Genomic DNA, 24215 nt, shown 5'->3' on the forward strand with positions numbered 1-24215 from the left:
ATTTATTTTTTATAACGGATGGCTGTATAACGCATAATCATGACAGGCAATCAATCGTGCGCCGTCGAGCGCATCACCCATCGGGGCGGCGAGTTGGGATTGCCATTCGTCCGGTAGCCACGGACGAATATGTAGGCCAATGCTGCCCATGAGCGATAAGCGAGGCGTGGCATGGCGTGCCACGGCGGCCAACAGCAGGCTGATTTCGCTGGCCGTCTGCGCCAGCAGCGCGTGAGAAACGGCATCGTCCTGCTGAGCGCAGTCAAATACGCGGCGAGCGAACTGCGCATAGTCACCCGGTTTCGCCTGCTGGCTAAATGTTTGTAGCGCGTAAAGCGTGTTGGCGGCCTGTGCGTGCGCTGCGCTGGCGGAAAAGAAGTTGTCGATGTGTTGACTTAGCGCGGACGGTGCGCTCCAGCCTTGTAGCACATCATAGGTGTGTTGCAGCGCCGCCAGCCCGAGGCGTGCGCCGCTGCCCTGATCGGAAATCGGGAACTCATGGCCGCCGTACGCCGTAATCGTCTGGTTCTGCCACGCCAGCCCACAGGAGCCGGTTCCGGCAATGACCACGCCCGCGTCTTTTCCTTGATTGACGGCCAGACAGGCACCGAGCGCATCGGTATTGAGCACCTGAGTGGCATAAGGGTGAGGTAATGCCAGAAAAGCCTCGTAGGCGGTACGATGTTCCGCGCTGGCGAGTGCCAGTCCGACTTTCAGACGGCATGCGTCATTCTGTGAAAGCCCGCTATGTTTCAACGCCTGTGTGATGGCATCATCCACCGACTGGCGCACGCTCTCCACGCCGAGCAGCAGATTGGCGCGGCCGCCGTGCCCGTGTCCGAGTGGTGTACCGTCGTCCCGATAAATACGCGCCCGACAGCCTGTGCCGCCGCCATCCACGCCTGCATAGAGCCATGTCGTCATGATGCGCGTGCTCCTGAATTCAGATAAGGAAGACAGGCCACCGCCAGATCGCCGCTGAGGCTGACGGTTTCAGTCTGTGAGTCTGGCAGGCTGTTGAGCAGCAGAGCCAGCTCGCTGGCACAGCGAGTTAGCAACTGCACCGCCAGCGCATCCTCTGGGTGTGTGAGCACAACATACCCGAGCATGGTGTAATCGGTAGCCTGCGCCTGTTTTGACCAGTCGATCACGCGATCGACATGCTTATCGAAGTGTTGAAACAGCGCTTCGCTGAGTGGCGTAAGCGGCGTGATGCTCTCAACGGCCTGAAGCATCTCCTGCACCGCCCACAGTCCCAGCCGCGACAGGCTGCCCGGGTTGCCGATGGGAAAACTGTCGCCGCCGCGACAGGTCAGGAGGCCGTCATGCCAATGTAACAGCCGGGTAAAACCGCCCGTCACTAGCAGATAGCGGTTTTGCCTCGGCCAGCGCTGCTCACACAGCGCGTGCTCCTGCGACCGATCAAAGGGGCGATCGCCATCAATGTCGATCTCCCTCAGTTGCCATTTCACGGTGCGCTTTTCCGCTGTTGTTGATTCGTCGCAATCGTTTCATTGAGGCGCTTCACATCGTTTGACGTCAGGCGCAGGTACTCATCAAACGACACCTGATCGTTCAGGTATTGGGTAAAACGTGTCAGGATGATGGGATACAGCTCGTTCGCGCCCAGACTTTCCATGCGTTCCCAGTCGAAGACGTAAGACGGGATCTTTTTGATCTCTTCGCGTGCGGTGTTCAGGCCGTCGATCACGTGCTTATCTTTGGTCTGGTAGTGCAGATCGGCAATATCCGCGCCGACGATGATATTGAAGCGCTCGGCGATCTCACGTTGCAGCGGTTCGCTGCCCAGCCACTCCATGAATTCGGCGACTTCCTGTGGGTGTTTGGTGGTGGTGAACGGCATGATGAAAGTCGCGCCGCCCATTGAAATACACTTCTCTTTACAAGGCGCAGGCAGTACTTTCCAGTCAAAACCGTCGCCAATTTGCTTACTGAACTGGTTCAACAGCCAGTTACCGGAGAAATAGGTCACGATATTGCCGTTCACGAAATCGTCCGCCATGCTCTTGTACTGACCGCCGCCCGCCGCGCCCCACATTTCACGTGGGAACACGCCTTCATCCGACCAGCGTTTCAGATCTTTAATCCACTGCTGCGCTGCCGCATCTGGGAAGTTGATCAGCCCGTCTTTATCGTAGCGTGCGCCGTAAGAGTAAGCCGGGCCGGAGAAGCGGAAGCCGCTACGGTCGATGGTGAAGGGAATATGAACGCCGGTTTTTTCCGCGACCAGCTTCGAGGCTTTCATCAGATCATCAATCGTGTAGCCCGGCTGTGGTAGCGGAACGCCTGCCTGTTCAAACAGCGTCACGTTAATAAACGGTAGGTCGGCGGTCCAGGAGGCGACAAAACCCGGCAGCGCATCGGCTTTATGCACGCCTTTTACGCGCATGACCTTTTCGATACCCGTGCTATAGCGTTTCTCAAAGGCGGCCGGGTCTTTCAGATAGGGGCGTAAATCCAGCGTATAGCCGAGTAGCCCCATCTGCGTAGTTTTAGCAATATCGGGGCCTAAGCCCGCCGCCAATTGCATCGGCAACTGTGTTTGCAGCGCGTTATAGCCAGTGCTGACGAAATTCACATCGATGCGTTCATTACTTTGAGAGAAGGATTTAACTTTCTGCTCCATGAAATGCACTAATTCGGGATCGTCGTCACTATATAAAAATGTTATTTGCGTTTTGGCGGCTAACACGCTGTTGCTGAATAACCCCAGCGCAAGGGCGGAAAAAAATAACGCGGTATTGGGACGCATCATAAACATCTCCACATCATAGGTTTGATTAATGGCTGAAATACCCTGGCGTTAGCTGCGGGGTTATTTTTATTCCTGTGATTTATTCTCTGTTCTAATTAATGCAAATTTGCATTCAACTGTCATTTTCATCATGCAATCATGGACAGAAGCCCGACTGATTTATGTGAGACAGGTTAAAGATATTTTAAATGTTGGTTTAAATAAAGTATTTTTGTGATATTAATCACATGTATAAATATGAGAATCTTATTTATTAATGCGAAATGTCAATAAATGAATGCAAAAGACAATTTAATGCAAATTTGCATTGTTATTGCGAGTTTACGGTGCAGGGAATTGCCCGTCGCCCTAAATATTGGCATTGCATGCACAGCGAGAGTGCAAATAAGTTGAGTCATAGATTTTCGTTATTTTATCTGTCAAAACCGTAAACAGGATTCCGCATGAATATCGGTTGGAAATTAAAGAAGAACGGCGTCATTAATCGGTTTCTGATTACCGAACTGACGGAAAAACGTTATTTCGCCGAGCCGGATACGTTGCCGGATAAGGTGAATTACCGCTTTATCAACGGTTTTGTCGATGTCGGCGTTTTACCCTGCCGCGTACGCTTTTTGCAAGAAGAGGCAAAACGCGAGGTGACGTTACCAGAAAATCTTGATTTTCCACTGATGTGGAGCGGCGGTGATGAAAGTCGCAGCGTGAATTTCAGTGATTTCTGGCCGTGTCCAATTCACGTTCAGCGCTTTTCCCGCTGTGTGCTCCACAGCGACATGGCACAGGTGGCACCCTTTACACTCAGCACCTGCGGCGGGGTGACGTTATGGCTGAACGGCGAGCGGGTTACCCGTTTTACCCCCTTTACCCGCAATACCGAACAAACCTGTGATATCGCGCTGCCGCTGAAAGCAGGCGCGAACACGCTGGTGGTACATAGCGAAGAGCTGTGCGAGCGCGATACCGATTATTTGTTCAGCCTATGCTATCAGGGTGAAAACACACTCTTCTGGCAGCTTGACGACGACGCGGCGCTCAGTGAACAACTGGCTGCACTGGATAGCTGGGTTAACGGGTTGACGTTGGAAAACAACCTGATCAAACCACCCGTGTTGGTGCTGAATAGCAGGCAGCCGCTGCCGGAATCCGTGACGATGGCGCACCGTTTGATTGGCAACGTCAACGAGTCAGTTCCTGCGTGGCGGCAGAAACAAACGCTGCCCGCTGGCAATCTGGGCTGGCAGGTGGATTTACCCTCTGTACTGGTCGGCTACTACGATCTGGTCTGCGCCGCGACCTGCAACGGCATTACGCTGACGCGAACCCTCAGCTTTGGGCGCTTACCGTCACAAACGATGCCCGCGTTGCCAACACTGGCAGCGCGGCGTGAAGCGGTATTGCGTCATACCGCACTGCACGGTTTTGAGCGCCTGGGACGGCTGTTGGCGATTGTTGCGACGGGCGAGGGCAACGATGTCGCTGCGCCGATTCTCAACAGTGCGCTGCAAAAAATCAGCCGCCGTGAAGATTGTGCGGATTTTCAACTGGTGCCGCTAATTTGGCTGTGGCAGCGCTATCAGGGGCAACAACTGCCGCCGCAGGACTGGCGGCGCGTGCGCAGTGCTATTCTCGGTTTCCGCTACTGGATTGATGAGCCGGGCAACGACACCATGTGGTTCTGGAGTGAAAATCACTGCCTGTGTTTCCACGTTGCGCAATATCTGGCTGGGCAAAACTTCCCTGATGACACCTTCCCGTGCAGCGGCCGCCGAGGTCTGGAGCAGAAAGCGATTGCTCACGAACGCCTGACGCGCTGGTTTGATTCCATTCTGGAACACGGTCTAGTGGAGTGGAATTCGGCGGCCTATTACCCCATCGATCTGATTGGACTGGTGGCGCTGTATGAACTGGCGCAGGACGCCGATCTACGCGAAAAATCTCGCGTGGTGATTGACCGCATCATACTGATGACGGCGTGGGTGCATCAGAACGGCGTCGCGGTTGGCACGATGGGGCGCGCCTACGACAAAGAGTTGCGTTCTGGCATGTTGACGGAGCTTTCTGGCCTGTGTGCGCTGATGTGGGGTGAAGGCTGGCTGATTCCCCATTGCGCCGCGCTGCCGCTGCTGTGCCTGAGCGACTATCAGCCGCCGGAAGCAACGGATCGGATTGCACACTGGTCACTGCCGCACGGCGCAGAGGCGTGCTGGGTACAGGGGCTGAATCGCAGTGCCCGCATTATTGCCTGGAAACAGCGCGATGTTGCGTTTTCCTCCGTTTTTGATCATCACCCCGGCGAACCCGGACATCAACAACATCTGCTGGATGTGCGGCTGGGGACGCACTATGCCGCCCGTCTGTGGGTGAACCACCCCGGCGAGGATCGTCCTGACGGCGTGCATCGTCCTTCTTACTGGGCGGGGAACGGATGTTTGCCACATCTGATGCAGCATCGCAATCGCGCGCTAATGGTGTTCGATCTGCAACAGGATGTCCGTCCGTGGACGCACCTTTATCTGCCGCAAACCGCACTGGATGACGTCATCGTTGAAGAGGTCTGGTGCTTTGTACGAGGCGGCAACGGCTATGCCGCCTTCCATAATCCCGCAGGGCTACAGCCGTTTGCGACCGCAGGCCAGCAGGCAGAGGGTGAGCTGCGGGCATATGGCGAACAGAACATCTGGTTCGTTGCCGTTGATAGCGGCGACGGTGCTGAAGGGTTCACCGCATTTGCTGACCGCTTCCGAGGGCGTTCATTGGTACAGGATAGCAATGGTGTTCGTATCGACGATCCCGACTATGGCGAATTGGCCTTTAGTCATCCGCGCGGATTCAGCGTAGCGCAGCAGCCGTTCGTTTTTCCCGACGATGTCCCGGTCGTCCCGCAGTTCAACACAGGAAACCCATGACATGCAGACAGGTTCACTTAACCGACAACAAACCGAAGCGTTGCTGGCGCAGGTAGCACGAGCGTTTTGCCGCCTGAAGGCGATTGACAGCGTAACGCAGGACGACGCACCGGATGCCGGGTTGACGATTCAATTTGAAGAGTGGGATTGGGAAGTCGGCGTTGGGCTGTACGGTTTCTGGAAGCTGGCGCATCTGACGCAGGATGGCACCATGCTGACGACGCTGGCGAACTGGTATCAGCAAAAGCTGGATGCCGGGCTGCCGCCGCGTCAGATCAACTCGACGGCACCGATGCTGGTGCTTGCCCTGCTGTGTCAGGACAAACCGGATACGCCCGCACAGTGGCGTGAAACCGTGAGCGACTGGGCTGACTGGCTGCTGCGCTCACTGCCAAAAACTGAGGATGGTGGCTTCCAGCACACGGTGAAAGAACGGCCAAACACCGGGCAACTGTGGGACGACACGCTGTTTATGGCGGGTCTGTTTCTGGTGGTCGCGGGGAAATTGCTCTCCCGCCGCGATCTGATCGAAGAGGCAGAATATCAGCTTCTCACGCACGCGCGCTATCTGGCCGACGTGCGCAGCGGGCTGTGGTATCACGGCTGGACGTTCGTCGGTCGCCATCATTATGCCAATGCGTTTTGGGGGCGCGGCAACGCCTGGATCACGCTGGTACTGCCGGAAATGCGCGTACTGGCGGAGGATCAGCTGTCTGCGCCGGTATTGCGCACGCTGGAAGCGATTCTGGAACAGCAAACGACAACGCTGGCACGCGTCCAGCATGACTCTGGCCTATGGCACACGCTGTTGGATGACCCGGATTCACCGCTGGAAACCTCCGCCAGCGCTGGGTTTATTGCTGGGATTCTGACGGCGCGGCGGCTGGGGATGCTGCACGATTTTCCGCAGGACGTGTTGGAAAAAGGCTATGCCGCCGTGGTGGCGCAGATTGACGCGCAGGGCGTGGTACAGGGTGTCTCGGACGGCACAGCGATGGGGCATGATTTGCAGTTCTATCGCGATATTCCGAATGTTGCCGTGCCTTACGGGCAGGCGCTGGTCATGCTGATGTTATTGGCACAGTTAGATTCTGTTTGCGAGGGCTGACAATGGCGAGTCTGGAACTGAAAAACGTCCACAAAAATTATGGCGCAGTGAGTATCATCAAAGGCGTGGACTTAGCGATTCATGACGGCGAGTTCATGGTCTTTGTCGGCCCGTCGGGCTGTGGAAAATCTACGTTGCTGCGCATGATTGCCGGTCTGGAAGAGATCAGTAGCGGCGAGCTGCTGATCGATAATCGCAAGGTAAACGATCTCACGCCAGCAGAGCGCAAGATTGCGATGGTGTTCCAGTCTTACGCACTCTATCCGCACCTCTCGGTGCGCAAGAACCTCGCGTTCGGGCTGGAGAATTTACACTTTCCTAAAGACGAAATCATTCGTCGTATTGATGAAGCTGCTCGCATGCTGGGGCTTGAACCCTATCTGGATCGCAGGCCGCGAGCGCTGTCAGGTGGACAGCAGCAGCGCGTCGCCATTGGTCGTGCCATCGTGCGTGAACCTGACCTGTTCCTGTTTGACGAACCGCTCTCCAATCTCGATGCGAAGCTGCGCGTGCAGACGCGCGGTGAGCTGTCCCGCCTGCACCAGAAACTGCGGACCACCATGATCTATGTGACCCACGATCAGGTGGAAGCGATGACGATGGCGCAGCGCATTGTGGTGCTGAATGCCGGTCGCATCGAGCAGGTTGGCACACCGCTGGAGCTGTTCAATCGGCCGAAAAACAAATTTGTTGCAGGCTTCATTGGTTCACCGCGCATGAATATGTTCCCGGCGCAGATCGTCGCCACCAGTGCGGAAGGCGTCGAGGTGCAGTGTCCGTCTGGTAATCGTCTGGTGCTGCCGTTTATCGGCACCGTCGGGCAGAACGTCACGCTCGGGATTCGCCCTTCGCACTGTGAGCTAGTGGAAGAAGGTGAGGGGATTACGCTGTGCGTCGATCGCTGCGAGATGATGGGGCATGAAACCTTTATCTACGGGCGGATAGGTGGCATTGATGACGAGATGATCGTTCATCTGGCGCAGCATCGGGAGTTTGCTGCGGGCGAGTCGGTATTCGTGCGTTTTCCTTCGACGTATTGCCATCTGTTCGATGGTGAAACGGATGACACATTGCCGCGCTGTACCGAGCATTAATTATCGCGACGGGAGAGGACGACATGAAAAAGATTGCCTTACTACCCGCAGGCTCGCTGATCGATAAGCTGGTAACGCCAGTAGAGAAAGCGGTGAATCTGCTACAAAAACTCGGTGGCCGCAAAGTGATGCCGTGGTTTTTTATCGCGCCCAACATGCTGCTGTTCGCCGTTTTTGTCTTTATTCCGATTCTGCTGGCAGTGTGCTACGCCTTTACCGGCGGCACCAATATCCTGCTGTGGGAGCGGCCTTACGTCGGCGTGGATAACTTCTCCACGCTGCTGAGTTGCGGCAATTACGCCGAGCCATCGAGCTGTGAACAAGATCTGTTCTGGACCGGCGTCTACAACACGGTGTCGTTCACCTTTTTCAACGTGCTTTGCACGCTGTTGGTGGCGCTGGTGACGGCACTGATCCTCAACCGCAAGATTATCGCCCGGGGTTTTTTCCGCGCCATGTTCTTCTATCCGGTGCTGCTGTCGCCGGTGGTGGTGGGTCTGATCTGGCAGTGGTTCCTCAATCGTAACGGCCTACTGAATCTGGTGCTGTCGTCGCTGGGTGGACAGCCGATTACCTTCCTGCTCGACCCGACGCTGTCGCGCTTTTGGGTGGTGTTTGTCTCCGTCTGGTTTCACGTCGGGTTTTATACCTTGATCCTGCTGGCCGGATTGCAGGCGATTCCACGTGATATCTACGAGGCGGCAGCGGTGGACGGCACCTCGCGCTGGCGCGGTTTTTATCGGCTGACGCTGCCACTGCTGGCACCGAACATTCTGGTGGTAGTGATTCTGCTGACTATCAACAGCGTGCAGATCTTCGATGAAGCCTGGGTGTTAACCAACGGCGGCGGCCCCGGCACGGCCAACAGCTTTATTGTGCAGTACATCTACCAGACGGCCTTCTCGTCGAATGCATCGCTCTACGGACTGGCCTCGGCAGCCTCGGTGCTGATGGGCGTGGTACTGATGATCCTGACCGCATTGCAGTTCCTGCTGACACGTCGGCTGGAAGGGAAAAAATAACGGGAGCCATGATGAAGATAATCGCGTTTCTCACCCGCACCCGTCATCCGGGGCGTATTCATATTACGGATATCATGAGCTGGGTCTGGCTGGTGGTCGGTACGCTGCTGGTGATGATTCCTGTTATGTGGGCGGCCATGTCGTCGTTCAAAACCCCCGCGGAGATTAACCGCTTTCCGCCGAGTTTTCTGCCGCAGGCGGCGGATACCATCACGCTGCCAGAGTACCCGAAGCCGCTGGAGCTGTGGCAGGTTAAGCAGGAGGACGGCGAAGCGAAAACCATGGCGCTGGTCAGGCGCATCGGGCTGATTGCACAACTGGTTAATCCGGATGCGCCGAATGAGGTGGTACGTGTGTCGACTAAAGAGCTGGTGCCGATGAAGGCGCTGCATCTGGAGACAGAGAACTACACGACGCCAATAACGAAGTTCCACTTTGCCACTTATCTGAAGAACACCGTATTCGTGACGGCGATGGCGACACTGCTGACCCTGTTGCTCAGTTCGATGGCGGCTTTTGCACTGTCAAAATACGAGTTTCGTGGGCGCGGCACGGTGCTGACGCTGTTCCTCTCCACCATGATGATTCCTCTGTCGGTGGTGATGGTGCCGACGTTTCTGGTGGTGATCGGTCTGAATATGGGCGATAACCTGTGGGGCGTGATTATCCCCACTGTGGCGACGCCAACCGGCGTATTCCTGCTGCGGCAATACATGCTGACGATCCCCGATGAGCTGATCGAGGCGGCGCGGATCGATGCCGCCAGCGAGTTCCGCATTTACTGGAAGATCATCCTGCCGTTGACCGCACCCGCGCTGGCGGTGCTGGCGATCTTCTCGGTGATCTGGCGCTGGAATGACTTCCTCTGGCCGCTGATCGTCCTCTCCAGCCAGGATAATTTTACACTGCAAATCGGTTTGAATGCGTTTCAGGGGCAGTTCTCGGTGCAGTGGCACTATATACTGGCGATGACGATGCTCTCGCTTTTGCCGGTGACGGCGGTGTTCGTCTTCCTGCAAAAATACATCACGACGGGGATTGCCAATACGGGGATGAAATAATGGCGACACTCAAGGATATTGCCGACCGCGCTGGGGTTTCCATCAGCACAGTTTCCCGCGCGCTGAATGGTACGGCACCGATCAGCGCCAAAGTCAGGCAGCACATCATGGCGATTGCCACCGAGCAGGGCTATCCGCTGCATAAAGTAGGTAAAGCGACCGTCGCACCGAGGGAACCGCTGCGCCACATTCTGCTGGCGACGCCGCGCAACCTGATGCTGGAAAGCGAGTACAATCTGGTGTCGCTGACGCTGATTAACGCCCTGAAAACACTGTGTTCGCAACGTAATATCCAACTGCGCCCGTTTCTGGGGGAGCATGACACCATTAACGAACAGCAACTGTTGCGTGAACTTCAGGGCGGAAAAGAGAGCGGTATCCTGATCGTGAATGACGATCATCCAACGCTGCTGAATGCCGTCGCGGAAAGCGGTATTCCGGCGGTGCTGATCAACGGTGAAGATCCCTCCATGCGCCTGAGTAGCGTGACGCCCGCCAACCACTATGCAGCAGCGGCGGCGGTGCGTTACCTGATTGAGCAAGGGCATACGCGGATTCTGCACCTGACCTGGACGTCGCGCATGACGATCAAACAACGTGAGCGCGGTTATCGCGATGCACTTGCGCAGGCGGGCATCGCGGTAGATGAGGAACTGATTCTGTCGTTGCCGGATTTTCATCCTCGCACCGCGCGTGATGCGCTGCTGCGCTGGCTGACGGCTAACCCTGATAGACTAGGCGTCACTGCGATTTTCTGTGCGGCGGATAATCAGGCTATCGGTGTGATCGATGCGCTGTATCAGCACGGGCTGCGGGTGCCGGAAGACATGTCGGTGATGGGAATGGACGATATTCTGCCATTCGACATGCTGCCAGTTTCACTCACCACGGTACATCTGCCGTTTGAAACGATTGCTCGCGCCGCACTACAACTGCTGGCGCAGCAAATGATGCCAGCGCAGGCGCTCGGTATTGCTCAGCGCACCGAGTTGGCGGGGCAGGTGGTAGTCAGAGAATCAGTGCGGCGAGTGGGGACGAATACCGATTGAGCCACGGGTAGCAGCGCGGTTCGGCTTGGGGAAAAAACGCTTTCACGACAATCCGATAGCCACTGCCAGCCGATGCACCAATGCCTTCGCCATCGCAGGTTCGGTCACATTCGTGAATCCCATAAGAAACCCACCGCCTGATGTCCTGCGCGTTTGCCAGTCATTTAGCGCTTGAATGGCAAGACCATGAGATTGAGCGGCCGCAGCCAGAGATTGGTCATCGCCACGAGTGGCCAATTTAGCTAACACATGAATGCCGCCTGCCTGTGGCTGGACGGTCAGGTGTGAACCTAATACCTGCAAAAGCTCATCAACGAGATAGCCGCGACGAATGGCATACAGTGAGCGCATCCTGCGTAAATGACGAGCAAAGTGGCCTTGCTCCATGAAATCTGCCACTGTGGCTTGGGGCAAGATCGAGCCAGGGCAGCAAAAGTGATTCGCCGTATCCCTGAAGCGCTCGATCTGCGCTTCAGGGACAACCAGATAGGCTAAGCGTAGGCCGGGGAACAGTACCTTACTGAAGGTGCCGGTATAGAGTACGCGCCCGTCGCGATCCAGACTTTTCAGCGCAGGTAATGGCCGGCCGTGGTAACGAAACTCGCTGTCGTAGTCGTCCTCAATGATCCACGATCCACGGTGGCTGGCCCATTCCAGCAGTTGTAGTCGCCGGGGCAAAGACAATGCCATCCCCATAGGGCTTTGATGCGTGGGAGTCACCACGGCAAAACGAGCCTCTGCGGCTCGCTGTTGACCGATGTTCACATTCAGTCCTTCCTCATCCACCGGTATCGGTTCCAGATGCATACCTGCTCGTTCCAAAAATTGGCGAGCAAAGAGATAGCCGGGATCTTCGAACCATCCACTATCTCCGGGCTGCAACAACGTGCGGCACACCAGTTCCAGTGCTCCCCGGTAGCCCGCGGTGATGAACACCTGATCGTGTGTGCAAGTGATGCCGCGCGAGATCCCCAGATAGGCAGCGATGGCTCGACGGAGCGGTTCATAGCCCGCCGGATCGGGATAGACCATGGCTGCGGTATCCAGAGTGCGTAAATTGTGTCCGGCAAGGCGCGCCCAGGTCTTGCGGGGAAAGGCATCCAGTGCAGGCAAGCCGAGTTGGAAAGGTTGTACTTGAGCGGCTTCGGTTTGCAGGCGCGGGGGTATTTGAGAAAGGGATGTGGTGATGTATCCCGACTCGGCCAGCTTTTCCAACTGGGGTGAGACGATAGTACCTGCTGGGCCACGAGTCAGGAAATAGCCTTCACTGGCCAACATTTGATAAGCCATTTCAACGGTGCCTCGTGCCAGATTCAGTTCACTGGCGAGGCTGCGCACGGACGGTACGCGATCGCCCGGATGAAGTTTTCCGGCGGTAATAGCGTCGCGGTAGCGTCGATACAACTGTAAATAGAGCGGTGCATCGTGTTCCCTGCTTGGCTTCAGTTGCTGCATGTCCATACGTTATGTCCCATTCATTTAGTCAATTCTTGCACCTTTCTTGTGGGGCATGATTTTCCTAACATACTGGCTTCATTACAAGGAGATCGACATGAGCACCTTTCGATTGAGCCTCATTGACAGCGATCGGGACTACCTGGCTTGCTTCGAGGTTATGCGGAGTCTGCGGCCCCATCTTCCTGATGCTGATGGATTCACCGCGCAGGCCCGTCGTCAAGCTGGGCAAGGCTATCGTCTGCTGGCGGCATGGCAGGGCGATCTCGTCATGGGGTTGGCGGGTTACCGCGTTCAGGAAAACCTATTGTATGGCCGATTCCTCTATGTTGATGACCTTGTGGTTGCCGTAGATGCCCGCGATCAAGGGCTCGGTGGCCTGTTGATCGAGGCAATGCGCGAGGATGCGCAGCGGCAAAATTGTGTTCATCTGGTGCTCGATACGGCCTTGGGCAATGCGCTGGCGCAACGCTTCTATTTTCGTCAGGGCTTGCTTTCCAAAGGGCTGCATTTCAGCCAAGCGCTATAGAGGTGTGAGCAAAAAGACGTTGTGGTCACCTCGGATGGCAAGGTCGGGCTACCCCGACGGTTGAAGCATGGGCTCAGACACACCATGCACTTGCTTCTTTTCTCGTTCTTTCATTTCTTATCGGAGATCTACAATGAGTACGCTTCGCTTGCCTTACCAAACCCTCTCGCCAGAAGCCTATCAAGGGTTCGGCATGGCCAAGAAAGCTCTGAACAAGAGCAGCCTTGGAAAACAGTTGATCGAATTGGTCTATTTGCGTGTTTCGCAAATTAATGGCTGTGCTTTCTGCCTGGAAATGCATGCGTCGGCTTTGCGTGCAGACGGCGTGCCGGATGCCAAGCTGGACAGTCTGGCGGGCTGGCGTGTGAGCGCGCAGTTCAATGAACGCGAGCGTGCGGCGCTAGCCTGGACTGAATCGCTTGTGGACGTGGCTCGCAGCCACGCGCCTGATGAGGACTTCGAACCGCTGAAGGCGCATTTCAGCGATGCAGAGATCGCCGATCTGAGCTTTGCCGTCGCGCTGATGAGTGCCTTTAATCGCTTGGCTATCGGTATGCGTCAATAAAGTATGGTTACCCGCTTGCTGGCTCAGCAAATGATGCCAGCACAGGCGCTCGGCATCGCCCAACGCGCTTAACTGGCCGGATAAGAGGTGGTCAGAGAATCGGTACGGCGAGTGGCGTTGTGAAGATCAACGTAGCAGGTTTGTTCATGTTGTGCTCAAATCCCTTACTGTGATGGTTTTGTGTCTAAGGAGGGAGTGATGGAGATTGAACAGAAAAACATTGGCAAGAACCAAACGGTTATAAACAATGAATCCGGCGTTATTAACGTCAATAATCACCACGGGCAATACACTAATCTGGCGGGCGAAAACACGGCTCGCATTTATAAGGAAATATCGCATTCTGAACAGAGTAAGTTCATTGTCAGTTTTGTCGCCGTTTGTTTATTGCCGGGATTGAGTCTTGTCGCGGATCTTATGCAGATTCATCCTGCAATCAACTTACCTCTGTGGGCGTATGTTGCCGCATTCGGGGTGATATTTGGTGTGGTGCTGGTGGGATATTATGACAATCTCCGCATTTTTGTCGTCGGTGCGCCGAATAAAGAGGAATGCAAACAGCTTTATGCCGACAGGTTATTTAGCAGAACTGAGGACGGCTATGTGGTGTTTACCCACACGACGGCGTGTATTTATCCAGACTGCTGCGGAAACATCGTGATTGCGACACCTCCAGAGCGATACAACGGAGAATACTCTTTTTTCGGTAAATGCAGCCTGGCTGGCAGGCAGCACTCTTACGGAATTGACTATAACTTCAAAGCGTACCCGATAAAGGTGGATTGGCGGCCGATACCCAAATCAAACCAATAACACGTCTAATATCACACGCTACCGCACAGAAGCACTGTGCGGTGACAATCTGTTGTTTATGATTAAAGCGGCATTCTATATTCGATAACACCTGGTTTTTCCGCGACCCAGTCATAAAGGCGCTGGGCTGTTTTATTGGTTTCCTGAGTATGCCAATACAGACGATCGCAGTGCGTTTCTTGTGCCTTTTCTCTCACATAGTCGATGAGTTTTTTGCCAACGTTTTTGCCACGAGCTGTGGGCTCAACAAAAAGATCCTCAAGGTAACAATAACGATTTATTCCCCAGGTGGAATCGTGAAAAACAAAGTGAACGAAGCCGACAATGCGTAAACCCTCCCTTGCTACAGCGCAATATACGGGAACATCAGCGTTAAAAAAGCGAGCCCAGGTTGTTTCAGTTACCTCTGCGGTAAGCTGGACTTTGTAAAACGCCTGATAACTTTCCCAATAGGGCAGCCATTGTTCGTAATCTTCTGGTTCTACTGGATTAATCATAATTTCCCGAACTGAATTCATCATTTCTTACTCTCATGTTGTCGCGGATATGCTGTTGCTACGGATAGGTGCTGAAAATCAGGCTGATTTTTTATAGCAATAAGCTAAAAATAAGATAGCAATGAAATAGACGGATATGTCCCTCCATTTATTGAGAGAGGTACAGACCAATTCGGGGGCGGTGTTTGCAGGGCCGCCTGTATCGACGACCCTGATATTTACTTTATGCTACAGACTGCGCCATGCGTTAGGATTTCTCTGGCGCCTCATGGACAAGCTGACCTTTGAAATATGTTTTGACTACGTTGGTACGACGAACCTCTTTATTCTGGATGTTAAATAGATGAGGAAACGCTACTTTCCTCATCTGCGATATCGTTATGCCTTGCTGTTGTTCCAGCTTGATGGGTTCATCATCAGTGCTGACTGCAAGCCCACGCTGCCGCTCATCGACGGGTTGTAGGCCTGTTTCCCGTAGAATGAAGAGGACTGATTTTGTGAGGTTGATGACGCGCTGTTTTTTCCACCCGACGAAGGGATAAAGGGTTTCACACCTTGTTTGGCTATCGCTCCTGTCAGGCTGCCAAACGCAGGTATCGTTAATTTACCGATTGTGAGGCTTTGCACTGTCTTTATGATGGGAATGCGGCTGAGATAAGTCGATTGCGGTACGATGCCGAGGCTGCCAAACGAGCTATAGGCATTACTGACATCCGTAAGTGATGACGGACTAAATGATAGTCTGTTGCCAGTACCAAGGATTTTTTCGTAAATCTTTGATTGTTGATGTGCAAATGCGCCGCCAGCACCCGCGACCGCCCCGGTGACCGCGCCACCAATCGCCCCGGTAATCGCGCCACTGAGCATCGATTGTTGCCAGGTTCCTGAGTTGGCTACGCCGAATGCGTCATTAACAAAATGCTGGCTGACGCCTTGCGCGGCGCCAATGACGCCGCCAGCAACCGCTCCTACCGATGCTCCAGCAAAAGCACCAGCGATCACGCCGCCAGCCGTTGTGGAGGCTGTCGCTGCTGCTGCTGAACCAGCGGCAAACGCGCCGACGCCACCCGCGGCAGATAATGCGCCTGTCACGGCTCCAATCCCCGCTCCGGCAAAGATATAGCCTGCCAATGCACCGCCTTTTAACCCGGATTGAATGCCGGTGTAGGCCGCGATGCCACCGCCAAGCACTGCGCCAACAAGCGCACCCATGAGTAAAATGACCAGAATTGGCGCTATTTCACCCGATGGATCGGTTTGGTTAACGGGGTTGTTGTAGCAATAAACGAAGGGGCCGCCGTATTGGAATCTGGGGTCGCATGAGTAGAAACGCCCAAGCTGAGGGTCGTAGAAACGAGCACGATAATTATAAATCGCCAGTTCAGCATCAAACTCTTGGCCGGTATAGCGATAGTGAACGATATCTGGCGTACCGACGCTATTGGCAAATAGCTGACCAAACGGCATGTAGTCCAGCATGGTCGCTACGGTGCCGTCAGCAGCGATGATAGCGCGTACTGACCCCTGTAAGTCTTTCAGAACATAGTATGTGGCATGGTCTTTTACCATTACCAATAGTCCACCGATGCCGTAGATATATTGGGTGTTCTGCTCCGCTGACTCCATCAGTGGAAGATCGCTAAGCCCATGTACATACAGTGTTTGTGTACCGTTACTATGCCTTTTTATGACACGCTGATTAATGCCGTTATAGGAAAACTCCAACGAGTTGCCATCTTCCAGTGAAACGGATAGCGGCAGATTGTTCAGCGTATTGTAGTCGATTCGTGCAATCTGGCGATGCGACGAGGCGGTGACATTGCCGAACATGTCATAACGATAGTACTGTGTCTGCGCGTTATCGTGATGGACGGCGGCAACCTTATTGCTGTTCTTCAGGTAATCATACGTGCGTAGTGCTGTTCCCTGCTGAAGGGACAAGATATTGCCGTTGGGATCGAAAGTGAGCGGGTGACCGACGCCAAGACTGTAGTCAGAATGAGTGCTGTGCTGGGCAACGATCAGTTGGCTGCGTTTATCGTACTGGTAGCGGTAAGTGAATGTATTTTCTGGGGTAATACTGTTCTCACTGGTGGCGCTGGCAATATTACCGTTGTAGTAACCTGAGCCATTATAGCCACCGGATGTGTAGCTAAAGGTGTGCTTGAGTAGTGGGCTACCGTCAGCGTACTGGTTATCTATTTCTGTTACCCAGCCCGGAGAGTTGTAGGCAAGTTGGCGCACTAGCGGCCGGTTTCCTGTGTTATTGAGCCGTTCTCCGGCGAGGCTACCATCGGCATGGTAACAATATCGGGCAAATTTTTCTGGGTCGTCTTCCGTACCGATAGCCGTGTTTTGCCCCATGCTGTTATAGGTATATATGATGCTGGGAATGGGAGCCCCTGCGGGGTAATCAATACGCGTAGTATTACCCAGATTGTTGTATGTATATGTTGTTATTTGCGTGGCCTTATCCGGCACGCTCAGTGTGGAAAGTGTCGTATTGCCATAGCGATCGTAGCCATAGCTATTTTCAACGATTGCACCGCTGGCATTTCGTTTCTGTATTTTCCATAAACGCCCACGTAATGTGACGTCCTCTCCGGTTCCGTCATAGCTATTTTGGGTTTCCCAGAGGTTATTCTGCGGATAGTGTGGATCGCTGTTCGCTATGTTTTGTAATTCCGTTCCATCTCCCCAGGAGCGCGTAATTTCTCCTTCCTCAACCACTCGGCCCAGAATGTCATATTTCTTGTAGAGAACCGTGCCTTTCTCAACCGTTAGTGGCGTTGAGCTGAAGCGTAAACGGCCTGCGGAATCATAGATGTAGTGCGTTTCTCCCGTATCTGGTGTCGTTCGGGATGTGAGTTGCTGTAGAAAGTTATATCGATTGTGGGTCGTAAATGCCCCGGCGTCATTGCCGGATAGAAAGGCATTCGGATGCAGGATTTGGCAGATATTCCCAGCGGCGTCGAAGATTTGCTGCACTGCATCAACAATCGTGTTATCCGCATTTGTCTGCTTGCCTAACGTTTGCCCTCGGCGATCTTTAATCTCCAGCACCTGAGAACCATTGGCATCGGTCAGCGCGGTGACCAGGAACTCGCCAGGACGATACGGAATTCCTGCGATGCTTTTTTGATCGGTAACGGCATACCTTATCTGGGTGGTATGGCTATTGTTGCCCGTGATGGCAAACAATTTACCGGGTAACCCTTTCTTGAGCGGTCGTCCGAGTGATGATGCTTCATAGCGGGTGCCGCTGTAAGGGTACCCTTCATCTTGTGGATAGCACTTGCTGATTTCACCACTCATGATGCCCGTGGTGCTATCCAGCCCGCTGACAAACTCAGGGCGGTAGCCGAAAAGCGTATCGTTAAATGTCGCTATCTTGGTTTCCGCAATACAGTTTCCTAGTGTGTCATAGCATTTTGCTTTAACCAGACACTGCGTGTCATTTAACACCTGATACTGCATCTCCTGTCGATTCGCATTTTTATAAACCATTGAAATCTGAGGTGAGCGATACGTAACAGGGTTAGCGAATTGTAATTCGCCCTGTGCTGAAAAAATGCATTCGCCGCTAATCGGTGTTGAGGTCTTTATTGCAAAAACGAGTCGTCCATCGGCGAGTAAGAGAACGGCACCTTGGACTGGGATCAGCAAGATTGTCGCGGGGACCTGGCCATTAATCTTGCTATTTTTGTGTGTTGTGCCATCCAGTTCTAGCGTCCAGCCTGTTGACGACTGCCATTTGGCGTTTAAACGATTGCCGATAGCAATGCCAAAAGCGACATTCTGAGGGGCGTGAGAGGATAGGGTAACGCCGACAGCATAGCGACCATGTTGCTGGGTTGGACGCCATGAAATGGTGTTAACTGACTGACCTGTATGACAAAGTTGACCGTTATTGCGCTGCCAGGCACCCGCGACATCCCGCAGCCAGCGATCCCAGGTTTGCTCGCCGTGCATAAACGTTTCGTATAGGCCACCTTCTGCCGCCATGATGTCACAGCTACTGGATGGATCGTTTTTAGAATAAACAAAAGGTTGTGCGTTATTTCCGCTTCGTGTCGCGTAGCTCACTGACCCCTTTTTACTGTTTTCCTGCGGGCCGACTTCGGTAAATTTCTGGCGTAGTGGGTCATAGCCATAACGTGTGATATCTGCATTGTTGCCGAGTATAGCCGTTTCATCCCAATAGATCGGATCGTAGAATTTGGCTTCCATATTGCTCGTTAACGGGGTAATGCTGATATTGTTGATCTGAAGGTAAGTGGATGATTTTTCATTTGTAAATGCTATGGTAAGCGGTAGGGACGTGCCTTCTCCCCGATAGTCGATGACTGCCTGCCAGTACACCCATTTTGCTTCATCGGTGGGGATAATCGCCACTTTTTTGCGCTCATCAGTGCCTGAGCGCGTTTCCAGATACACGTTGCCCGCATTGGTCAGAAAGCCTTTTTCCGCTTTTACCCAACCAGCAATAATGACGGTTTGCGATTGTTGCAGCGGCATTGTCCGTGACAGTGCATGCTTAGCCACAAGCTTAAAGCTACAGGTGCCCGTGCAGGCATCGCCAGAGATAAGATAGTCTGCCATCGTCCCCTTGCCAGACGATAATTGCCAGTTCAATGGGTAGGCTTCATAGGGTTCAAAACCGACAAAATCACAGGTGTTTTTGTCTTTACTGGTGAACGTCGCAATGGGCAGGATTTCATTTTTATCCCACAACGTGCTTTCTATCTGTTCGGTTGCCTCACTGCTACAGGTAATTGCCCCATAAAAACCCCTGTGCAGAATGCCGTTTACCATCAACCATGATGCGCCAGGGTTGCCCGTGATGAGGTGTGGATTCTCCGGCGTTGTGTCATCAATAGCTTGCTGCAAGATATACGCATGGCTTGTTGCCCACACCGTTGGGGCGGGGCTGCCAGAGGCTGGGTACTGACGCAATTGAGGAACGTATTGTTGCAGACTACCGGAAATGACCTCTTTCTTGCCGCTATTCGCAGGGAGGGTGACGGAATCAAAACGGGTGAATGGGGCGTCAATAACGTGCTTAAACAAGAACCACGGGTAAGCCTGATAAGCATAGCCATAGTGCTTGGTGAGCATTTCTACCACGCCATCTCGGGTGACATTATCAAACGTTTCTTGTACAAGCTTGCCGAATTGGCTGTCATAAATGTAGTTAGTCGTAGTTAGCAGACCATCATGGATGCTTGTATCGGTGGTGCAGCGGATATAGCCACCAAATAAGTCACGTTGCATTCCTTCGACGGTGAGCGTTGTAAATACCTTGATATGTTTCTGCTCATGAACCAGCAGAGTATGAGTACTATCAAAAGTTTTTTGCTCAATAAGCTGCCCATCCAGAAGGCCTGAATCATCCTGATCTGCTGCACTGACCTTCTGATGTTTTCTGGTTAGTCCATTAAAGTAGTTATTTTCGGTATAGCCAAAAAGAGGGGCGGCTAGCGTAGCCGTGCCTGGATAATAGGTGCTTTTGTAATACTTAAATACGGCGCCGGTAGGATCGCAGGTCGCCGTCTCGATATCAAAAACATAGGCGGTTGTGCTGGTGGTATAGCCGTCATTGATACTGACCGTATCGACGCAATAATCGACGAGAGTCCCTTGCAGGGTATTATCCAGATAGCGGTTCAACGTTAAGGTTTCTGCGTTATCAAAGCTCTTCTCCAACGGTAAATAGGTAACAAAAGTGGATAGCCCGGCAGGGTATTGACCGTTAATGTTGGTTTTGATTTGCCCGTCAGCGTTGATCTGTGTGAAGTAGCGTTGGACGATAACGTCTTTATTCGCAAGGTCCTGATTGAGGAATGGCCAGACCGTCGTATCTTTGACTGCGGTTCCTGCCAGGTTCAGATAAGAAATAAAACGCGGCCCCTGATTGATCATGGTTGTGCTGTCAATTTCATATGGCACTTCCTGATAATGGCTTACCGCGTCCTGCCAATTACACCGTGAACCTCGTTGGTAGATACGATTTCCCATGGTGGCAATATCGGCCCCCGCCGTTGGGAAGAAATGTATTTTCCGCGCTGATGTTGGGCCGTCTTTACTATACAAATCCGTGGCGCTGTTATCCCATCGGGTCATTTGGGTTGTGGGATCGTAGCCGATGATTTTAGCTTGAACGGCAGATTCCCGATTGCTGACAGCAATGGCGTAATCGGTGCCGTAGGCGTACCAGTTTATGTCCTGATCGCTACAGGTATCGCGGAAATTTAGGCTTTTGTTAAATAGCCATGATGTACCGTTGTAACGCAGTAAATGCGGACCAGAAGCAATCATGCTGTTGTTGATGAACTTGGCGATAAAGGGGATGGTAATCACCTTGGAGGGGTGACTTTTCGGTAGCCTACATGGGAAGTCGACGCTTTTTAGCGAGCTAAAATCAGCGTCCCATTCCAGGACTTTAATGGTGTAATCAACGCTAAGAGACGCTTCCTGAGTAATATACGTCAGCGCAACAAACGAGGCGCTGCTGGCAAAACCAAAGCTGTTTTCTGGGTTAGAGCCGCCGATCGTAAAGGTTAACTCCGTCGATGCGCCTGCGAGCCACCGATCGTTTCCGTCCTGATAATAGAGCGCGAAGGTGTTGTTGTGCGCGCCGCCGCTTTCTGGCGCATAGTCCAGAATGGCGTAGTACTTGTTGGTGGCGGTGATGTAGGGCTTATTGTTTGGCTTATTTGCCGCAAGATCTGAGGATCTTTCTTCAATAATCCATAACTTGGAAAAATTATTCCACGTGTAGCGTTGCAGCTTACGATTATCTTTATCACAGGTGACGAAGAAATTGTCACCTGCGGCAAGCTGTAGGTGAGCGGTTTTCTCGCTAATCGGTGTAGTTTCAAGCCATTCGCCCCATTTGCGATTGTCTTTATGGTAAACGTGTACGCCTGATTTCTTATTCTGTGGGCTGGAGTACGTCAAGCAGGCGAAATCAGCGGAGGTAACGACGTTAACGCTGTTAATATCGAATGCGGCCTTGATGATCTGTTGTGTCGGCGTCCATTGGTGCCAACGTCCCAACCAGGTATAAAACGTGACATGGATTTGGTCGGTCGATTCGTTTAGCCATAGGCTGACGACATAGTCCGCCCCAAACCAGACTCGTGGTTTCGCCGCGCGTGGCCAAGGGCTGGTTATCTGCTGTTGTCGGTCACAGAGGGGGAGTGTTTGCTGTTTGTATCGATAGGAGATATCCGCCCCATCAGGCGTAATTGCACGGCTAAGTGCACCAGCGTTAACACTGCCTGTGGCCCAGTAGCTGAGTTGCAGGTCTGGCAAGGAACATGAGGTGGCGTACGTGCGTCTTATGCTGGTCAGCGTGCGTTTGACCGTATCGCCGTAGAGATTGTCATTTTTTGCGTAGTGGCTGAAATTACTGCTGATGTCATAGCCCAATTGCACGGTATAAAGGGGATCACCTTGAGGGTTATTGACGACAATATTGTCCAGATAACGTGTTTCGTATTTGTCCTGATAGGGACTGGGCTGGTTGTCTGGGATCTGTGTATAGGGGGCGTGCCAATGTGGTGACAAGTATTCGCGTGGGCCAGAAGGAGAATGGATATCGTACTGTTTTTCTTTGTAGTTGAAATTAATGGTACGGTTAAACATGTCGGTTATTGTTGAAAGATAGCAGGCTTTAGTAAACGATAATCCGTTGTTGCCAACCTGTTGTTCCACCACGTTATAGCTAAAAGCGATCGTATCTCCCCAAAGACTTTCTATTCTCTCCAGATTCCAGGCAGATGCGAATCTTGATTGTAATCGTGTTTTATCTCCAGCATGCGTTAGTGCTGATTGCCCTGACCAGTTACCCCATCTTACTTTCCACTGGATTGCATGTTGACTCGAGGTTATTCCGCCATAAAAATAACTGGTGCCATCGTCTTTCACAATTTCCCAGCGTTCAAATTCTGGGTAATATAAAATCTTACTGAAATCATACTGGAAGCATTCAAAAGCGAAACCACCAGAAAGTACACTCAGATATGAGTCTCGGTTATTAACGGTAAAAATACGTTGATTATGGCTATCTGTGATTTTCCATTCTTGGTTTTTTTCGACTGTATTAACGCTGGCGTTAATATCAATGGCTATTCCCGAATCAATAAACTGTGACTGAATGGCGGAATCTATTTTCCCTTTGTTAAGTGTGTCAATACTATTGTTGGATAGCGTAGCACGCCGCCATTCATTTTTGGTTCTTATTAGCTCTGTTACGCTATTATTAATATAAATTTGATAGGTGTTATCGCTTAATGAGGCATTTCCTCGTATTTCTACTTCTATCCTCTCAAATGGAAGTTTCCAACCTAGCCCTAATATACTGGTTGGTGCGCTGACATTTGACTGATGGATTTCATTTTTAATATTACTTCCATAGGATGCCGTGACTTTCACATCTAACTTGTTTCTTCCTTTTAACGAAACCAGTTCCAGAGGTAAGTTTATATCGCCACGAAACAAATTAACACTATCCTTGAATATGTTGTTGATATTTTTATAAAACTGATCTGGACGTATTTGAGGAGTTTGACTGTTTGTGCTGTTATTCATTTTTCATATCCTTTTAATGAAGCGATGCCAGTCAGGATGTGTGTGAGACTAATTGGAATATAGACGATAGTACGTAATTAGATTGACGGATTTCGAGTGTGTGAAAAATGTATTCTGCTCTATGGTGGTATTCAAAAATCGCAGATAGCATTTCTGCTACCTGCGATACTATTGTACGAGAATGAAATGTAAAATTATGAATCACATTCTGCGACAACCAGAACGTTGACGCTGCCGTAGGCTTTATTATTGGATTTATCTTCCATATAACAGGTTGCAGAAACGGTTACGCCGTTGCCACTAAAACTCGATATGGAACTTGAAACACTGATGGTTTTTAAATGGTGGTCTGCACTACCGAACGAAAGTTCAAAGGCTTGAACCGCGACAGAGGCGTTAAGTACACGAGTTCCGAAATCTATATTTTGTGTTGAACCAGATTGAACTTTGACAACTTGAAATTTTGTAGTGGACATAGCTTATCCTTATTAATAAATAATTTAATTGTAGTGGCAATTTATTTCAGGAGTATTTCTGTTAGCTATTTAAATAACATCAGTGCAAGATTAAATTATATTTAATAAATGCTTTTGTCAATGTGGTGAGATAAAAATAATTAATGCTATTAAATTTATTATCTCATTGTTTTTTATTGATTTTTAAATATCATTTTCATGATCATTATTAGTCGTGAAATTATATATTGGGTCTGATTTTACGTGATAAGGAGATCATATTTGTTGCC

16 protein-coding genes are annotated in these 24215 nt (G+C 52.0%); 9 read left to right on the plus strand and 7 right to left on the minus strand.

Features of this window, described 5'->3' with window-relative positions; all coding sequences use genetic code 11:
* Positions 1–9: 9 nt before the first annotated feature.
* The 3 genes from CLR69_RS16390 to CLR69_RS16400 are packed head-to-tail and all read right to left on the minus strand — an operon-like array spanning position 10 to position 2776.
* Positions 10–924 (minus strand): glucosamine kinase nucleotide-binding domain-containing protein, encoded by a 915-nt coding sequence (locus CLR69_RS16390; protein ID WP_129712178.1) that lies wholly within the window; start codon positions 922–924, stop codon positions 10–12.
* Positions 921–1472 (minus strand): glucosamine kinase, encoded by a 552-nt coding sequence (locus CLR69_RS16395; RefSeq protein ID WP_129712177.1) that lies wholly within the window; start codon positions 1470–1472, stop codon positions 921–923. The genes CLR69_RS16390 and CLR69_RS16395 overlap by 4 nt, the downstream gene beginning before the upstream one ends.
* Positions 1469–2776: an ABC transporter substrate-binding protein gene (locus CLR69_RS16400; RefSeq protein WP_129712176.1), complete on the minus strand. Its 1308-nt coding sequence runs from the start codon at positions 2774–2776 to the stop codon at positions 1469–1471. The genes CLR69_RS16395 and CLR69_RS16400 overlap by 4 nt, the downstream gene beginning before the upstream one ends.
* Before the next feature lie 443 nt (positions 2777–3219).
* Here CLR69_RS16400 and CLR69_RS16405 point away from each other — a divergent pair, with 443 nt between their 5' ends.
* Genes CLR69_RS16405 through CLR69_RS16430 form a run of 6 tightly spaced genes read left to right on the plus strand, consistent with a single transcriptional unit; the run spans position 3220 to position 11016 of the window.
* The gene (locus CLR69_RS16405; RefSeq protein ID WP_129712175.1) at positions 3220–5682 is read left to right on the plus strand and encodes a hypothetical protein; all 2463 of its coding nucleotides are present in this window, start codon (positions 3220–3222) and stop codon (positions 5680–5682) included.
* Between the two features lies 1 nt (position 5683).
* Positions 5684–6790, plus strand: coding sequence for a beta-galactosidase BglB (gene bglB, locus CLR69_RS16410; RefSeq protein WP_129712174.1), 1107 nt, complete (start codon positions 5684–5686; stop codon positions 6788–6790).
* A 2-nt stretch (positions 6791–6792) separates the two neighbouring features.
* A complete protein-coding gene (locus CLR69_RS16415; RefSeq protein ID WP_129712173.1) occupies positions 6793–7884 on the plus strand; it encodes an ABC transporter ATP-binding protein in 1092 nt (363 codons plus the stop codon).
* Positions 7885–7907: 23 nt separating this feature from the next.
* Entirely contained in the window at positions 7908–8906 is a 999-nt protein-coding gene (locus CLR69_RS16420) for a carbohydrate ABC transporter permease (protein ID WP_107168063.1), read from the plus strand.
* An 8-nt stretch (positions 8907–8914) separates the two neighbouring features.
* On the plus strand, positions 8915–9967 hold the full coding sequence (locus tag CLR69_RS16425) for a carbohydrate ABC transporter permease (protein WP_129712172.1): 1053 nt from the start codon (positions 8915–8917) through the stop codon (positions 9965–9967).
* Complete coding sequence (locus CLR69_RS16430; protein WP_129712171.1) at positions 9967–11016, plus strand: LacI family DNA-binding transcriptional regulator; 1050 nt, start codon at positions 9967–9969, stop codon at positions 11014–11016. The genes CLR69_RS16425 and CLR69_RS16430 overlap by 1 nt, the downstream gene beginning before the upstream one ends.
* Positions 11017–11058: 42 nt before the next feature.
* Here CLR69_RS16430 and pdxR read toward each other — a convergent pair whose 3' ends face one another.
* Positions 11059–12477 carry a MocR-like pyridoxine biosynthesis transcription factor PdxR gene (gene pdxR, locus CLR69_RS16435; RefSeq protein WP_129712170.1) on the minus strand — a complete coding sequence of 473 codons (1419 nt, stop codon included), beginning with the start codon at positions 12475–12477 and terminating at the stop codon, positions 11059–11061.
* Between the two features lie 91 nt (positions 12478–12568).
* On the opposite strand from pdxR, the gene CLR69_RS16440 reads away from it, so the two are divergent.
* The 3 genes from CLR69_RS16440 to CLR69_RS16450 all read left to right on the plus strand — a co-directional run bounded on the left by CLR69_RS16440 (position 12569) and on the right by CLR69_RS16450 (position 14378).
* On the plus strand, positions 12569–13000 hold the full coding sequence (locus CLR69_RS16440) for a GNAT family N-acetyltransferase (RefSeq protein WP_129712169.1): 432 nt from the start codon (positions 12569–12571) through the stop codon (positions 12998–13000).
* Positions 13001–13133: 133 nt separating this feature from the next.
* On the plus strand, positions 13134–13565 hold the full coding sequence (locus CLR69_RS16445) for a carboxymuconolactone decarboxylase family protein (protein WP_129706611.1): 432 nt from the start codon (positions 13134–13136) through the stop codon (positions 13563–13565).
* Positions 13566–13763: 198 nt separating this feature from the next.
* On the plus strand, positions 13764–14378 hold the full coding sequence (locus CLR69_RS16450) for a hypothetical protein (RefSeq protein WP_129712168.1): 615 nt from the start codon (positions 13764–13766) through the stop codon (positions 14376–14378).
* 62 nt (positions 14379–14440) lie between these two features.
* On the opposite strand, the gene CLR69_RS16455 is transcribed toward CLR69_RS16450, so the two are convergent.
* The 3 genes from CLR69_RS16455 to CLR69_RS16465 form a co-directional block, all read right to left on the minus strand.
* A complete protein-coding gene (locus CLR69_RS16455) occupies positions 14441–14899 on the minus strand; it encodes a GNAT family N-acetyltransferase (protein ID WP_129712167.1) in 459 nt (152 codons plus the stop codon).
* A gap of 354 nt (positions 14900–15253) precedes the next feature.
* Positions 15254–22525 carry an RHS repeat domain-containing protein gene (locus CLR69_RS16460; RefSeq protein ID WP_165345978.1) on the minus strand — a complete coding sequence of 2424 codons (7272 nt, stop codon included), beginning with the start codon at positions 22523–22525 and terminating at the stop codon, positions 15254–15256.
* A gap of 1139 nt (positions 22526–23664) precedes the next feature.
* Positions 23665–23946: a hypothetical protein gene (locus tag CLR69_RS16465; RefSeq protein WP_129706603.1), complete on the minus strand. Its 282-nt coding sequence runs from the start codon at positions 23944–23946 to the stop codon at positions 23665–23667.
* Positions 23947–24215: the final 269 nt, after the last annotated feature.

The sequence above is a fragment of the Pectobacterium zantedeschiae genome, from assembly GCF_004137795.1.
Classification (GTDB): Bacteria; Pseudomonadota; Gammaproteobacteria; order Enterobacterales; family Enterobacteriaceae; genus Pectobacterium; species Pectobacterium zantedeschiae.

Excerpts from the sequence above, each read along its gene's own strand:
- CLR69_RS16420 (WP_107168063.1), top strand. The coding sequence starts at position 7,908 with ATGAAAAAGATTGCCTTACTACCCGCAGGCTCGCTGATCGATAAGCTG.
- CLR69_RS16405 (WP_129712175.1), top strand. The coding sequence starts at position 3,220 with ATGAATATCGGTTGGAAATTAAAGAAGAACGGCGTCATTAATCGGTTT.
- CLR69_RS16455 (WP_129712167.1), bottom strand. The coding sequence starts at position 14,899 with ATGATGAATTCAGTTCGGGAAATTATGATTAATCCAGTAGAACCAGAA.
- CLR69_RS16445 (WP_129706611.1), top strand. The coding sequence starts at position 13,134 with ATGAGTACGCTTCGCTTGCCTTACCAAACCCTCTCGCCAGAAGCCTAT.
- CLR69_RS16460 (WP_165345978.1), bottom strand. The coding sequence starts at position 22,525 with ATGTTTAACCGTACCATTAATTTCAACTACAAAGAAAAACAGTACGAT.
- pdxR (WP_129712170.1), bottom strand. The coding sequence starts at position 12,477 with ATGGACATGCAGCAACTGAAGCCAAGCAGGGAACACGATGCACCGCTC.
- CLR69_RS16425 (WP_129712172.1), top strand. The coding sequence starts at position 8,915 with ATGATGAAGATAATCGCGTTTCTCACCCGCACCCGTCATCCGGGGCGT.
- CLR69_RS16465 (WP_129706603.1), bottom strand. The coding sequence starts at position 23,946 with ATGTCCACTACAAAATTTCAAGTTGTCAAAGTTCAATCTGGTTCAACA.
- CLR69_RS16440 (WP_129712169.1), top strand. The coding sequence starts at position 12,569 with ATGAGCACCTTTCGATTGAGCCTCATTGACAGCGATCGGGACTACCTG.
- CLR69_RS16390 (WP_129712178.1), bottom strand. The coding sequence starts at position 924 with ATGACGACATGGCTCTATGCAGGCGTGGATGGCGGCGGCACAGGCTGT.
- CLR69_RS16415 (WP_129712173.1), top strand. The coding sequence starts at position 6,793 with ATGGCGAGTCTGGAACTGAAAAACGTCCACAAAAATTATGGCGCAGTG.
- CLR69_RS16400 (WP_129712176.1), bottom strand. The coding sequence starts at position 2,776 with ATGATGCGTCCCAATACCGCGTTATTTTTTTCCGCCCTTGCGCTGGGG.
- bglB (WP_129712174.1), top strand. The coding sequence starts at position 5,684 with ATGCAGACAGGTTCACTTAACCGACAACAAACCGAAGCGTTGCTGGCG.
- CLR69_RS16450 (WP_129712168.1), top strand. The coding sequence starts at position 13,764 with ATGGAGATTGAACAGAAAAACATTGGCAAGAACCAAACGGTTATAAAC.
- CLR69_RS16430 (WP_129712171.1), top strand. The coding sequence starts at position 9,967 with ATGGCGACACTCAAGGATATTGCCGACCGCGCTGGGGTTTCCATCAGC.